We start from the raw sequence: 12,499 nt of genomic DNA, 5'->3' as shown, positions 1-12,499 counted from the left end.
CAACCTACTGACGCTAAGGTCTCATTCCTGGCGGCTCAGGTCAAAGGGTTTCGTGATTTATTTTTCGGGGGGCCGGCAGTGGCTGCCCCGCCGGTGGTTCCTGAACCGCGATCACGCTGTTTCCGTGGGCATGCTCTTGCTAGACTTCGCCGTTGATCCTGCGTCCCCGGAGAGGCACGCCGCGTGAGCGCTACCCCCGATACCACCAGCCTCGAACAGACCGCTGTCGATGCCGGCCCCGCCGGGGTGCTCGGCAGGCTGTTCGACGAGCCGATCACCGAGCTGCCGGAGGACCTGTATATCCCGCCGGAGGCGCTGCGCGTGTTCCTCGAGGCCTTCGAGGGGCCCCTCGACCTGCTGCTCTACCTGATCCGTCGCCAGAACCTGGATATCCTGGCCATCGACGTGGCCGCCATCACCCGCCAGTACATCGAGTATGTGGAGCTGATGAAGGCCATGGAGATCGAGCTGGCCGGGGAGTACCTGCTGATGGCGGCGATGCTGGCCGAGATCAAGTCGCGCACCCTGCTGCCGCGCCCGCCGAAGGAGGGGGGTGACGATGAGGAGGAGGATCCCCGGGCCGAGCTCATTCGCCGCCTGCAGGAGTACGAGCGGCTCAAGAATGCCGCCGAATCGCTGGCCGAGTTGCCGCGCCTGGGGCGCGACTGGTTCCCGGCCCGGGCGGCACTGCCGCCGCTGGAGAGTCGCGTGATCCACCCCGATGTGGGGCTGGATCAGCTGCTGGGGGCCCTGGCCGGCATCCTGCGCCGTGCCGAGCTCAATCAGACCCACCAGATCAGCCGTGAGGTGCTCTCGACCCGCGAGCGCATGCTGGCGATCATGGAGCGGCTCGCGGGCGGGCGTTTCACCCCCTTCGAGGCGCTGTTCTCCCTGGAGGAGGGGCGCGCCGGGGTGGTGGTCACCTTCATGGCGATCCTCGAACTGGCCAAGGAGGCGATGATCGAGATCGTCCAGAACGCGCCCCTGTCGCCACTGCATGTGCGTGCCCGGGCCGCCACGACCGAGGGAGGTGATCTGGATGACCTGGAGGGCGAGGGGGAGAGCGCCTTCGAGGAGGAGTTCGAGGAGGGGACGCCATGACCGCCATGGAGTTTCCCGACGCCCTGGACGAGATCCTCGAGGCGGCGCTGCTGGCCGCCGGGGAGCCGTTGCCCCTGGAGCGCCTGGAGGTGTTGTTCGATGACCACGAGCGGCCGCCGCGGCGCGCCCTGCGCGAGGCCCTGGAGCGCCTGGGTGTCCGCCATGAGCGCGGGGCCATGGAGCTGATCGAGACCGCCTCGGGCTATCAGTTGCGCATCCGTCCACGGCTGTCGCCCTGGGTATCGCGGCTGTGGGACGAGCGACCCCAGCGTTACTCCCGGGCACTGCTCGAGACCCTGGCGCTGATCGCCTACCGCCAGCCGGTGACCCGCGGGGATATCGAGGAGGTGCGCGGGGTCACGGTGAGCGGCTCGATCATGCGTACCCTGCTCGAGCGCGGCTGGATCCGTGTGGTGGGGCATCGCGACGTGCCGGGACGTCCGGCGGTCTATGCCACCACCCGTGGCTTCCTCGATGACTTCGGCCTCAAGACCCTCGACGAGCTGCCGCCCATGCACGAGCTGAAGGAGTTCGAGGAGCCGGAGGCGATGAAGGCGCTCGAGGAGGAGGGCCCGCCGCCGGCCCAGGCCGAGATTCTCGCCCAGGCAGATGCGGCGCCGGAGGAGGGCGACGAGACGGAGGGTGCCGACGAGGCATCCGGTAGCGCTACACTAGAGGGGGCGTCGGCCGAGGCCGACGCCCCCGATACGACGGCCGGGAAGGCCGACACAGACCACGCCGGGACGGCGTCCGAGCGGACAGGGTTGAGCTTCGCCGATCTCGAGGCTCGCCTGTCCGAACGTGCCCGGGGCCGCGTCGACGATGACGCTGCCCCGGGGGCGGAATCCACACCCAGTGAGAACGACGATTCATGAGCAATACCAGCGAAAAACTGCAGAAGGTCCTGGCGCGTGCCGGGCTTGGCTCGCGCCGCGAGATGGAGACTGCCATCGCCGCCGGCCGGGTCCAGGTCAATGGCCAGGTGGCGACCCTGGGCGACCGCATCGAGACCCGCGACAGGGTGCTCTTCGATAACCGTCCGGTGACCCTGCGTGCCGCCGAGGAGGTGCCGCGGCGGGTGATCATGTACAACAAGCCCGAAGGCGAGCTGTGCACACGCAAGGACCCCGAGGGGCGCCGCACCGTGTTCGACCGCCTGCCGCGCCTCAAGGGCGAGCGCTGGATCGCCATCGGACGCCTCGACATCAATACCAGCGGCCTGCTGCTGTTCACCACCGATGGGGAGCTGGCCAACCGCCTGATGCATCCCTCCACCCAAGTGGAGCGCGAGTACGCCGTGCGGGTGATGGGTGAGGTGACCAAGGAGCAGGTGGTGGCCATGGTCGAGGGCGTGATGCTCGACGACGGGCCGGCGCGTTTCACCGACGTCCAGGAGTTCGGTGGCGAGGGCATCAACACCTGGTTCCACGTGGTGATCATGGAAGGGCGCAATCGCGAGGTGCGCCGGCTCTGGGAGTCCCAGGGGCTCACCGTCAGCCGCCTCAAGCGGGTGCGTTACGGCAACATCTTCCTCGACAAGCGGGCCAAGGCCGGCGAGTGGGTGGAGCTTTCCCAGGAGGAGGTCGACGACCTGGCCGAACTGGCGGAGCTGCCGACGCGCAAGGTACCCGAGCTGACGCCGGACGAGAAGAATCGCTGGAGCCGCGACAAGCACAAGCGCAAGCCGGTGCAGGCGATGCGCAAGCCCAAGTCCCGGCGCTGATCGTTCGCTGCAGCAGAAGGCAAAAAAATCCTTGCCAGGCCGGGGGCATGCCAGTATTATCTGCCCCCGTTCGGAAGGGGTCGTTAGCTCAGTTGGTAGAGCAGTTGGCTTTTAACCAATTGGTCGTAGGTTCGAATCCTACACGACCCACCACTCCGGACTCTGGCTTGCTCGCAAGCTCGGGTCGTTAGCTCAGTTGGTAGAGCAGTTGGCTTTTAACCAATTGGTCGTAGGTTCGAATCCTACACGACCCACCAATTCAGACGCCCCGGCCTCATTGAGGTCGGGGCGTCTTGCTGTGGGCGACTGCGGGTCGGGCTTTATGTGCCGAGGTGGTGATTTCTTGACCAGGAGTGGTCAATTGCCGGGCGTTGTGGGCTAGAATGATCATCAGAGCCGGCAGGCGAGAGACGCGGCCGGGCTCGTTGGCACATCACGCCACGCGGAGTGCGTGGGGGTGATGCTCCCGTAATACGCAGGGGGAGCCCCTGCCAGTCACAGTGGTAGACACGATGACGATCATGACTTCCCGTGCCCAGGTGCGTGAGCACCTGACCCGCACTTACTGCCCTACCCGTATTCCCGCCGAGGACGAGGCGCGTGTCGAGGAGATCAAGCGCCTCCTCGAGGCCCACAACGCCGTCCTGGTGGCCCACTACTACACCGACGATGCCATCCAGCAGCTCGCCGAGGAGACCGGTGGCTGCGTAGCCGACTCCCTGGAGATGGCCCGCTTCGGCGCCCGCCATCCCGCCGATACCCTGGTGGTGGCCGGGGTGCGCTTCATGGGCGAGACCGCCAAGATCCTCTCGCCGGAAAAGCGCGTGCTGATGCCCACCCTGGAGGCGACCTGCTCGCTGGACCTGGGCTGCCCGGCGGACGAGTTCGCCGCCTTCTGTGACCAGCACCCCGACCGCACCGTGGTGGTATACGCCAATACCTCGGCGGCGGTGAAGGCGCGTGCCGACTGGGTGGCGACCTCCTCGATCGCCGTGGACGTGATCGAGCATCTCCAGGCCCGTGGCGAGAAGATCCTGTGGGCCCCGGACAAGCATCTGGGCGGCTACATCCAGAAGAAGACCGGCGCCGACATGCTGCTCTGGGATGGTGCCTGCATCGTTCACGAGGAGTTCAAGGCCCAGGGGGTCGAGGACCTCAAGGCACTCTATCCCGAGGCCGCGGTGCTGGTGCATCCGGAGTCGCCCGCTGCGGTGGTGGGGCTGGCCGACGTGGCGGGCTCGACCTCCCAGCTGATCAAGGCGGCCAAGGAGCTGCCCAACGACAAGCTGATCGTGGCCACCGACCGCGGCATCTTCTTCAAGATGCAGCAGGCAGTCCCGGAGAAGACGCTGTTCGAGGCGCCCACCGCCGGCAATGGTGCCACCTGCAAGAGCTGCGCCCACTGCCCGTGGATGGCGATGAACGCCCTGGACAACCTGGCCGACGCCCTGCGCCACGGCAGCGGCGAGATCCAGGTCGACGCCGAACTGCGCCGGGCGGCGCTAAAGCCCCTGGAGCGGATGCTCAACTTCCAGAAGTAAGCGCCGAGCGACAAGAACCCCCGAATGCTAAGCATTCGGGGGTTCTTTTGCTGCGGGCCACATCACGATGCTCCTTGCTCCTTGCTCCTTGCTCCTTGCTCCTTGCTCCTTGCTCCTTGCTCCTTGCTCCTTGCTCCTTGTTCCTTGCTCCTTGCTCCTGCGCTTACTGGAACTCCTCCAGCGTCTCCCGGTAGCCGAGAAACGCCTCGTAGCGCTGTTCGATGCGCGCGGTAGCGGCGCTGTTGCCTTCGCGCTCGGCCACCCGACGGGCCACGCCCAGCTGGCGGATGGCGTCGGTGATGCGCCCGGTGAGCTGCTGGTGTTCGGCACGGGCCAGGTGACCCAGGGCCTCGCGGCCGCTGCGTCCCGCGGCCTCGGCCAGAAGCGCAAACACGCGATGATCCTCGGGACGCCGCTCGGCCAGCTCGCGCAGCAGCCGCCAGGCCTCGTCGGGATCGCGCTGCAGCAGCGCCTCGGCGAGGGTGAGGGTGGTCGGCACATGCCCCGGCACCAGGCGAAGCAGGCGTCGGCTGCGCTCGATGGCGTCATCGGTGTGTCCGGCCGCGAAGGCCACCTCGACCGCCGAGGCGGGAATCAGGGTGAGGTCGGGCAGCTCCCGGGCCAGGGCGTCGAGCCGGCGCAGCGCCGTGGCGGTATCGCCACGCTCGGCGAGTACCAGGGCGTCCAGGTAGCGCCTGGCCTCCTGGGGCGTGTCGCCCTGGGCCAGTCGGGTGGTGGCCTGGCCGGGGTCTCGCTGGTGGATCGCCAGCAGCGCCCGGGCGCGTACCAGATGGTACTGCAGGTCCTCTCGGCCACCCTTCCCGGCGAGCTGGGCGGCGCGTGAGGCGGTATCGCTGATGCGCGACTCGGTGAGGGGGTGGGTGAGCAGGAACTCCGGCGGTGTGCCCCCCTGGAGGCTGGCCAGACGCTGCATGGCGCGGAACATCGAGGCCATGGCCTCGGGGTCGTAGCCGGCTTCGGCCATGACCTGCAGTCCCAGGCGGTCGGCCTCCTGCTCGTAGCGCCGCGAGTAGGCCAGCTGGTCCTGGATGAAGGCGGCCTGGGAGCCCATGGCGACGCCGATGCCGGCATCGCCCCCGCCCGCGGCGGCGATCAGCATGCCGGCCAGCATGGCGGCCATGGCGGGAACCTGGGTCTGTTCGGCACGGGCCTGGCCACGGGTATAGTGGCGCTGGGCGAGGTGGCCGAGCTCATGTGCCAGCACCGAGACCAGCTCCGCCTCCTGCTCGGCGAAGGCGAACAGTCCGGCGTTGACGCCGATCACGCCGCCCGGTACCGCGAAGGCGTTGAGACGGTGGCTGTCGACCAGGGTCACGACCAGGTCGCTGCCGCCCAGTCCGCTGTGCGGGGCCAGCTGCGATACCAGCGATTCGACATAGGCCTGGGCGAGGGGGTCCTGCCACTCCGGGGCGCGGGCGCGGAACTGGCGCAGCCAGGCGCGCCCCAGTCGGTACTCCTCGCCGTCGGCGGCTCGGCTACCGGGGCTCGACAGGCTGGGCAGGCCGACGTCACTCTCCCAGGCAGGCTCGGTCCACTGGCCGGTGGCAGGCAGGGCCAGGGACAGGCCCATCACCAGAGCGATAGCGCGGGGGAGGTGGCGCGACAGCATGGATAAGCTCTCCTTCGGGCGAGGCGGCCCACTCTCTGACATTGATTCGCCCCGCAAAGTGCCTTTAAATCCCTAGGGTTCCCGCTGCCGGCACGCCGGCGGCGTTATCCTGCATTCTTCCGGGAGTCTCCATGTCTCTGCAACCCGACCAAGTGCTCGACGTCTGCGGACTGCCGTGCCCGCTCCCCCTGCTCAAGGCCAAGCAGGCGCTCTCCCGGCTCGAGGCGGGCCAGCTTCTCGAGGTCAGGGCCACCGATGCCGGCTCCTGGCAGGACTTCGCCAGCTACGTCGAACAGAGCGTCCACGAGATGCCGGCCAGGGAGGAGCGCGACGGTATCTACCACTACTGGCTGCGCAAGGGCACGGAGCGCGCCTCATGACGCTGCGGGCGGTGCTCAAGAGCTGGGTCGACCACTACCTCTCCGACGAGGAGGCGGTGATCCTGCTGGTGGTACTGGTACTGGGCTTCGCCGCGGTGATCTTCCTGGGCCGCATGCTGGCCCCCTTCCTCACCGCATTGGTGATCGCCTTCCTGCTCCAGGGGGCGGTGAGCTGGCTGGAGCGGCGACATGTGCCGCACCTGCTGGCGGTGATCCTGGTGTTCCTGGGTTTCATGGGCCTGTTGCTGGCGCTGGCCTTCATCCTGATGCCGCTGATCTGGAACCAGCTGGTGACCCTGGTGCAGGAGACGCCACGGATGTTCGCCAGTGGCCAGCAGCTGCTCGACGACCTGCAGGCGCGCTACCCGCAGCTGATCACCCCGGACCAGATCCAGAACTGGATCGCCACCGCCGGTCGCGAACTGACCCAGCTGGGCCAGCGCGCCCTGACGCTGTCGCTGGCTTCGCTGGGCAACGTCCTGGGGCTGATCATCTACCTGGTGCTGGTGCCGATCCTGGTGTTCTTCCTGCTCAAGGATCGTGAGCGGCTGGTGGACTTCATCCTTTCGCTGCTGCCCCGCAAGCGGACGCTGATGACCCGCATCTGGCACGAGATGGACAGCCAGATCGCCAACTATGTGCGCGGCAAGTTCATCGAGATCATGATCGTGGGTACCGTGGCCTTCCTCACCTTCGCCTTCTTCGGGCTGCCCTATACCGCACTGCTCTCGGTGATGGTCGGCTTCTCGGTGCTGGTGCCCTATATCGGGGCGGCGGTGGCCACCCTGCCGGTGGCCGCGGTGGCCGGCTTCCACTTCGGCATGACCGACGAGTTCCTCTATGTGCTGGTCGCCTACGGGGTCATCCAGGCGCTGGACGGCAACGTGCTGGTGCCGGTGCTGTTCTCCGAGGCGGTCAACCTGCACCCGGTATCGATCATCGTGGCGGTGCTGTTCTTCGGCGGGATCTGGGGCTTCTGGGGAATCTTCTTCGCGATTCCCCTGGCGACCCTGCTCAAGGCACTGGTCTTCGCCTGGCCGCGGGGGATCAAGCGCCACCGGCAGGTTGAGGGTGGTGAGGTGGCGGCGGAGAAGTGAGGGCCGCCGCGGGCGGCCCTGGTGGCTGTCACGCGCCGGTGAGATTGCCGTCGTTGAGGGCCTGGGCCGCCTCCAGTACCTCCTGGGCGTGGCCCTTGACCTTGACGCCGCGCCACTCCCGAGCCAGCTTGCCTTCGCTGTCGATCAGGAAGGTGCTGCGTTCGATGCCGAGATGCTCCTTGCCGTACATCTTCTTTAGCTTGATGACGTCGAACAGCCGGCACAGGCTCTCGTCCTTGTCGGAGATCAGGTGGAAGTTGAAGGCCTGCTTGGCCTTGAAGTTCTCCTGGGCGCGGATGCCGTCCCGGGAGACCCCGAGGATCACGGTGTTGGCGGTATCGAAGTCCGCCTTGCGATCGCGGAAGTCGCCGCCCTCGGTGGTGCAGCCGGGAGTGCTGGCCTTGGGATAGAAGTAGATCACCACCTGTCGGCCGCGGAACTGGGCCATGGTGATCTCCTGGTCGCCGGTAGCCTGGGCGGTGAAGTCGGGGACGGTCTGGCCGATGCTGACGCTCATGAAAGCCTCCTGGATGAGAACCGGGTGAGAGTGGCGAGGCGTCGATTACACGCAACCGCCGCCCGGCTGTCAAAGCGGGGCGTGGGGAAAGTGGCGCCGCCGCTGTACAGGCTCAGGCCGCCTGAGTACCATTTGCCCTTTGGGGTAGTGTCCTGCCCCGTTTTGGCTCCGGTGCGGCCGGGGCAGCGCGCGGCAATCGAACCGGCAGCAGTCGAACCGAGAGGATAGAGAGGATGGTCACGGGAAGCATCGTCGCCCTGGCGACGCCGATGAAGGTCAATGGCGATATCGATTGGGAGGCCTTGCGCCGCCTGGTGAACTTCCATCTCGACCACGGCACCGATGGCATCGTCGCCGCCGGGACCACCGGCGAGCCCACCACCATGTCCTTCGCCGAGCACTTCGATGTGATCCGCGCCGTGGTGGAGGAGGTCGACGGGCGCATTCCGGTGATTGCCGGCACCGGCGCCAACGCCACCTCCGAGGCGGTGGAGCTGGCGCGCTACGCCAGCGAGGTGGGGGCGGACTACTGCCTGTCGGTCTGCCCCTACTACAATAAGCCGACCCAGGAAGGGCTCTACCGCCACTTCAAGGCGGTGGCCGAGGGCAGCGAGCTGCCGGTGATCCTTTACAACGTGCCCGGTCGCACCTGCTCCGACCTCTACAACGAGACCGTGCTCCGCCTCGCCGAAGTGGACAATATCGTCGGTCTCAAGGATGCCACCGGCAACCTGGAGCGCGCCGAGGATCTGATCAGTCGCCTCAAGGGCAGCGGTTTCATGCTCTACTCCGGCGACGACGGCACTGCCTGCGACTTCATGCTGATGGGCGGCCACGGCGACATCTCGGTGACCGCCAACGTCGCGCCCCAGGCCATGCATGACCTGTGCGCCGCCGCGGTGGCCGGTGACGCCGAGCACGCCCACCAGTTCAACACCCGCCTGATGCCGTTGCATACCAATCTCGGCATCGAGTCCAACCCGATTCCCGTCAAGTGGGCGCTGCATCGCATGGGGCTGATCGAGCCGGGCATTCGCCTGCCGCTGACCTGGCTCTCGGAGAAGTACCACTCCACCATCAGTGAGGCCCTGCAACTGGCCGGGCTGATCGACGACTGATCGGCGTCGCGCCGGACTCTGGAGAACTGGATGCAAGGTAGACCCATGAACTCAGCGCTGAAATGGCTGCCGCTGGCGGCGCTCGTCGCCCTGGCCGGTTGTGCCCGTGACGACGGTTACTACCACGACCGCAACATCGATTATGCTGATGCCCGCCAGGCGCCCCCCCTGGTGCTGCCCGAGAGCCGCAATTCCCAGCGCTACCGTGATGCCATGCCGGTGCCCGAGGCCGCCGGCAGCTTCCGCGCCGGCGGTGAGGGGTTCGAGGCGCCGGCACCGCAGCCGCTGGGCGCCGGGCGGATCGAGCGGGAGTTCGTCGAACGCCGCCGCGTGGGCGATGATGCCTGGCTGGTGGTGGCTGCCGGCCCGGATGCCATCTGGCCCCAGCTGGAGGGCTTCGCCCGCAGCCGTGGCCTGGACGTGATCGCCAGCGACACCTCCAGCGGCGTGGTCGAGACACAGCAAGGGCAGCTGAGCGTGCGCCAGGGACTGCGCGCCGGTGACAGTGAGGTGCGCTGCGAGCAGTCCGGGCGCCCGGTGGATGCCTGCCTGAATGCCCTGGAGCAGTACTTCGGCGCACGCAGCGCCACGGCGTCCGGCACCGCCTCCCTGCAGGCCCAGCGGCTGGCTGGCGAGGAGCGCCTGAGCCTTGCCCAGCGTGGTGAGGAGTGGGTGGTCGAGGTGCCGCTGGATATCGAGCGGACCTGGGCCGAGCTGGAGTACCAGCTGCGTCAGGACTTTACCCTCGAGGGAAGCCGTGAGCTGCTGGAGAGCACCCCGGCGGACTACTCCCATCGCATCCGTTATCTGCCTCTTTCCGAGCGCCGTGAAGGCTTCTGGAAGGGACTGGTGTCATCGCCGTCGCCGCGCGAGATCCGCCTGGTACTGGAGAGCGAAGGGCCCGAACGGACCCTGCTGCGCGCCGAGAGTGCCAGCGAAGAAGGCTTCAGCGCCGATGATCGGCGCGAGCTGCTGGAGCGGGTGGCGAGCCTGCTGCGCTGATGACGGTAGCCGGCAAGAGCGCTGCCTTGCCTGGTGGGTGGCTGAGTTTTGCCTCCCTGGGCAGCGGCAGCAAGGGCAACGCCACCCTGGTCAGCGACGGCGCGACCCACCTGCTGGTGGATTGTGGCTTCACGCTGCGTGAGGCCGAGCGCCGGCTGGCTCGGCTGGGCTTGCACCCGCGTCAGCTCGATGCCCTGCTGGTGACCCATGAGCACGGTGACCATATCCGTGGGGTGGGGCCCCTGGCGCGGCGCTACGGGGTGCCGGTGTGGCTGACGCCGGGCACCTGGGCTTCAGGGCGCCTTGGCGAGCTGCCCGAGCGTCACTGGATCACGCCCCAGGCGCGGTTTGCGGTGAAGGGCCTCTGCATCGATCCGGTGACCGTGCCCCACGATGCCCGCGAGCCGGTGCAGTTCCGCATCCAGGGTGGTAGCGGGCGTCACCTGGGTCTGCTTACCGACCTCGGTCACCCCACCGAGCATGTGGTCCAGGCCTTCGCCGGCTGTGATGCCCTGGTGCTCGAGTGCAACCATGACGTCCGCATGCTCGCCGAGGGTCCCTATCCGCCGCGCCTCAAGCGTCGGGTGGGGGGCGACTGGGGCCATCTGGCCAACACCCAGGCGGCGGCGCTGCTGGCCCGGCTCGGCCTCGATCGACTGCAGCATATCGCCTGTTCGCACCTGTCCGAACACAACAACCGTCCCGAGCTGGCCCTGGAAGCCCTGGTGCCGCTGCTCGACGGCGACGAATCGCGGCTGATGGTGTCCTGCCAGGACGATGGCCTGGCGTGGCAGGCCATCGCCTGAGCCTGCAACCTTCCACCTGACCTAGCCTCCGGAGGCTTCCATGGAAAAGCGTCAAGAACTCTACGCCGGCAAGGCCAAGTCGGTCTTTGCCACCGATGACCCGGATCGCGTGATACTCCAGTTCCGCGACGACACCAGCGCCTTCGATGGCGAGCGCATGGAGTCGCTGGCCCGCAAGGGGATGGTCAACAACCGCTTCAACGCCTTCATCATGGAGAGGCTGGCCGAGGCGGGCGTGCCCACCCACTTCGAGAAGCGCCTCTCCGATACCGAGAGCCTGGTCAAGGCGCTGGAGATGATCCCGGTGGAGTGCGTGGTGCGCAATATCGCCGCCGGTGGCCTGGTCAAGCGTCTGGGTGTCACCGAGGGTGAGGAGCTCACGCCCCCCACCTTCGAGCTGTTCCTCAAGAACGACGCCCTGCATGATCCCATGATCAACGAGTCGCTGGCCGAGACCTTCGGCTGGTCGACACCCGAGCAGCTGGCCGAGATGAAGGCGCTGACCTTCAAGGTCAACGCGGTGCTCAAGAAGCTGTTCGCCGATGGCGGCCTGCTGCTGGTGGACTACAAGCTCGAGTTCGGCCTCTTCCAGGGGCAGATCGTGCTGGGCGACGAGTTCTCCCCGGACGGCTGTCGGCTGTGGGACGCCAAGACTCGCGAGAAGCTCGACAAGGACCGCTTCCGCCAGGGTCTCGGCGGCGTGATCGAGGCCTACGAGGAGGTAGGGCGTCGCATCGGTGTCAGCTTCGACTGAACTCGCCGCGTCGCTTCAGCGTCACGAAGGGCCCTGCGGGGCCCTTCGTCGTTCAGGCCGGCACGATGTCCAGCACTTCCAGGCGGGTCGCGCCGTCGCTGGCCGCCACGGCCTGGAAGCGCACGTCCAGGTCGCGCAGGCGCACACCGTAACGGCGCGCCTCGCCGCCGTTGCGATAGGCCGGCCGGGGGTCCTGGCTCAGCACTTCCTCGATCAGCGCGCGCAGCGAGGCGGCGTCTTCCCGCCCTGCCAGGGCCGCCTCGGCCTCGTCGCTGAAGCGCACCGGTAGCCTGGCGGGCGCCTCGGGGGCGAAGTCCGCGCGGGCCTCCGGCCTGGCCTCGACCCAGGGCAGGTAGGGCTTGATATCGAGCACCGGGGTACCGTTCACCAGGTCGGCGCCGGCAAGATGCAGCCTGACGCCCTGGTGGGTGTCGATCCCGATCAGCTCGACCAGCGACAGCCCCAGGCGGTTGGGGCGGTGGGTGCTGCGGCTGGCGAAGACTCCGATCCGGCGGTTGCCCCCGAGGCGCGGTGGTCGCACCAGCGGCGTCCAGCGTTCGGGGCTGTGATGGAAGAGGAAGGTGAGCCACAGGTGGCTGAAGGCGTCCAGGCCCCTTACCGTGAGCGGGTCGTCGTAGGGCGGCAGCAACCGGAGTGTGGCGCGAGCCGACGGGGCCAGGCCAGGCTGGCGGGGCACGCCGAACTTGTCGGGGAAGTCACTCTCGATGACGCCGACAGGCGACAGGGTGACGGCAGGCAGGGGGGCTGGATCGCTCATGGCGAGCATTATGCCTGCTCCCCAGCGGGGCAGCGACAGCAGTTGGCCTGTC

The 12,499-nt window shown here is 67.7% G+C and carries 13 protein-coding genes and 2 tRNA genes; 12 read left to right on the top strand and 3 right to left on the bottom strand.

The window, feature by feature from the left end:
* Nucleotides 1-183 precede the first annotated feature (183 nt).
* The 6 genes from ACJ7IV_RS13175 (at nt 184) to nadA (ending at nt 4,365) form a co-directional block, all read left to right on the top strand.
* Entirely contained in the window at nt 184-1,101 is a 918-nt protein-coding gene (locus tag ACJ7IV_RS13175) for a segregation and condensation protein A (protein WP_483864784.1), read from the top strand.
* Nucleotides 1,098-1,976, top strand: coding sequence for an SMC-Scp complex subunit ScpB (gene scpB / locus ACJ7IV_RS13170; RefSeq protein ID WP_483864783.1), 879 nt, complete (start codon nt 1,098-1,100; stop codon nt 1,974-1,976). The genes ACJ7IV_RS13175 and scpB overlap by 4 nt, the downstream gene beginning before the upstream one ends.
* A complete protein-coding gene (rluB, locus tag ACJ7IV_RS13165) occupies nt 1,973-2,824 on the top strand; it encodes a 23S rRNA pseudouridine(2605) synthase RluB (RefSeq protein WP_483864782.1) in 852 nt (283 codons plus the stop codon). The genes scpB and rluB overlap by 4 nt, the downstream gene beginning before the upstream one ends.
* Nucleotides 2,825-2,901: 77 nt before the next feature.
* Nucleotides 2,902-2,977 (top strand) — tRNA-Lys (locus ACJ7IV_RS13160).
* Between the two features lie 28 nt (nt 2,978-3,005).
* A tRNA-Lys gene (locus tag ACJ7IV_RS13155) sits at nt 3,006-3,081 on the top strand.
* A 255-nt stretch (nt 3,082-3,336) separates the two neighbouring features.
* The gene (gene nadA / locus ACJ7IV_RS13150; RefSeq protein WP_483864781.1) at nt 3,337-4,365 is read left to right on the top strand and encodes a quinolinate synthase NadA; all 1,029 of its coding nucleotides are present in this window, start codon (nt 3,337-3,339) and stop codon (nt 4,363-4,365) included.
* Nucleotides 4,366-4,528: 163 nt separating this feature from the next.
* Here nadA and ACJ7IV_RS13145 read toward each other — a convergent pair whose 3' ends face one another.
* Nucleotides 4,529-5,995 (bottom strand): M48 family metalloprotease, encoded by a 1,467-nt coding sequence (locus tag ACJ7IV_RS13145; protein WP_483864780.1) that lies wholly within the window; start codon nt 5,993-5,995, stop codon nt 4,529-4,531.
* 131 nt (nt 5,996-6,126) lie between these two features.
* On the opposite strand from ACJ7IV_RS13145, the gene ACJ7IV_RS13140 reads away from it, so the two are divergent.
* Both ACJ7IV_RS13140 and ACJ7IV_RS13135 read left to right on the top strand, forming a co-directional pair.
* Nucleotides 6,127-6,375 carry a sulfurtransferase TusA family protein gene (locus ACJ7IV_RS13140; RefSeq protein ID WP_483864779.1) on the top strand — a complete coding sequence of 83 codons (249 nt, stop codon included), beginning with the start codon at nt 6,127-6,129 and terminating at the stop codon, nt 6,373-6,375.
* Nucleotides 6,372-7,472, top strand: coding sequence for an AI-2E family transporter (locus ACJ7IV_RS13135; protein ID WP_483864778.1), 1,101 nt, complete (start codon nt 6,372-6,374; stop codon nt 7,470-7,472). Before ACJ7IV_RS13140 ends, ACJ7IV_RS13135 begins: the two co-directional genes overlap by 4 nt.
* 28 nt (nt 7,473-7,500) lie before the next feature.
* Here ACJ7IV_RS13135 and ACJ7IV_RS13130 read toward each other — a convergent pair whose 3' ends face one another.
* Nucleotides 7,501-7,989 (bottom strand): peroxiredoxin, encoded by a 489-nt coding sequence (locus ACJ7IV_RS13130; RefSeq protein ID WP_483864777.1) that lies wholly within the window; start codon nt 7,987-7,989, stop codon nt 7,501-7,503.
* Nucleotides 7,990-8,222: 233 nt separating this feature from the next.
* On the opposite strand from ACJ7IV_RS13130, the gene dapA reads away from it, so the two are divergent.
* The 4 genes from dapA to purC are packed head-to-tail and all read left to right on the top strand — an operon-like array spanning nt 8,223 to nt 11,669.
* Nucleotides 8,223-9,107: a 4-hydroxy-tetrahydrodipicolinate synthase gene (dapA, locus tag ACJ7IV_RS13125; protein ID WP_213311418.1), complete on the top strand. Its 885-nt coding sequence runs from the start codon at nt 8,223-8,225 to the stop codon at nt 9,105-9,107.
* A 45-nt stretch (nt 9,108-9,152) separates the two neighbouring features.
* Nucleotides 9,153-10,109 carry a lipoprotein, NlpB gene (locus ACJ7IV_RS13120; protein WP_483864776.1) on the top strand — a complete coding sequence of 319 codons (957 nt, stop codon included), beginning with the start codon at nt 9,153-9,155 and terminating at the stop codon, nt 10,107-10,109.
* Nucleotides 10,109-10,915 carry an MBL fold metallo-hydrolase gene (locus ACJ7IV_RS13115; RefSeq protein WP_483864775.1) on the top strand — a complete coding sequence of 269 codons (807 nt, stop codon included), beginning with the start codon at nt 10,109-10,111 and terminating at the stop codon, nt 10,913-10,915. Before ACJ7IV_RS13120 ends, ACJ7IV_RS13115 begins: the two co-directional genes overlap by 1 nt.
* 40 nt (nt 10,916-10,955) lie before the next feature.
* Nucleotides 10,956-11,669: a phosphoribosylaminoimidazolesuccinocarboxamide synthase gene (purC, locus tag ACJ7IV_RS13110; protein ID WP_483864774.1), complete on the top strand. Its 714-nt coding sequence runs from the start codon at nt 10,956-10,958 to the stop codon at nt 11,667-11,669.
* 52 nt (nt 11,670-11,721) lie between these two features.
* Here the strand turns inward: purC and tsaA are convergent, their stop codons facing one another.
* Complete coding sequence (gene tsaA / locus ACJ7IV_RS13105) at nt 11,722-12,447, bottom strand: tRNA (N6-threonylcarbamoyladenosine(37)-N6)-methyltransferase TrmO (protein WP_483864773.1); 726 nt, start codon at nt 12,445-12,447, stop codon at nt 11,722-11,724.
* Nucleotides 12,448-12,499 lie beyond the last annotated feature (52 nt).

The organism is Halomonas sp. C10-5, from assembly GCF_057169305.1.
The sequence above is the reverse complement of the archived record's forward strand: the minus strand, read 5'-3'. Positions and strand labels throughout refer to the sequence as shown.

What these genes read in the sequence shown, in the direction of transcription:
- scpB (WP_483864783.1), top strand. Translation starts at nt 1,098, where the DNA reads ATGACCGCCATGGAGTTTCCCGACGCCCTGGACGAGATCCTCGAGGCG.
- rluB (WP_483864782.1), top strand. Translation starts at nt 1,973, where the DNA reads ATGAGCAATACCAGCGAAAAACTGCAGAAGGTCCTGGCGCGTGCCGGG.
- nadA (WP_483864781.1), top strand. Translation starts at nt 3,337, where the DNA reads ATGACGATCATGACTTCCCGTGCCCAGGTGCGTGAGCACCTGACCCGC.
- ACJ7IV_RS13145 (WP_483864780.1), bottom strand. Translation starts at nt 5,995, where the DNA reads ATGCTGTCGCGCCACCTCCCCCGCGCTATCGCTCTGGTGATGGGCCTG.
- ACJ7IV_RS13140 (WP_483864779.1), top strand. Translation starts at nt 6,127, where the DNA reads ATGTCTCTGCAACCCGACCAAGTGCTCGACGTCTGCGGACTGCCGTGC.
- ACJ7IV_RS13135 (WP_483864778.1), top strand. Translation starts at nt 6,372, where the DNA reads ATGACGCTGCGGGCGGTGCTCAAGAGCTGGGTCGACCACTACCTCTCC.
- ACJ7IV_RS13130 (WP_483864777.1), bottom strand. Translation starts at nt 7,989, where the DNA reads ATGAGCGTCAGCATCGGCCAGACCGTCCCCGACTTCACCGCCCAGGCT.
- dapA (WP_213311418.1), top strand. Translation starts at nt 8,223, where the DNA reads ATGGTCACGGGAAGCATCGTCGCCCTGGCGACGCCGATGAAGGTCAAT.
- ACJ7IV_RS13120 (WP_483864776.1), top strand. Translation starts at nt 9,153, where the DNA reads ATGAACTCAGCGCTGAAATGGCTGCCGCTGGCGGCGCTCGTCGCCCTG.
- ACJ7IV_RS13115 (WP_483864775.1), top strand. Translation starts at nt 10,109, where the DNA reads ATGACGGTAGCCGGCAAGAGCGCTGCCTTGCCTGGTGGGTGGCTGAGT.
- purC (WP_483864774.1), top strand. Translation starts at nt 10,956, where the DNA reads ATGGAAAAGCGTCAAGAACTCTACGCCGGCAAGGCCAAGTCGGTCTTT.
- tsaA (WP_483864773.1), bottom strand. Translation starts at nt 12,447, where the DNA reads ATGAGCGATCCAGCCCCCCTGCCTGCCGTCACCCTGTCGCCTGTCGGC.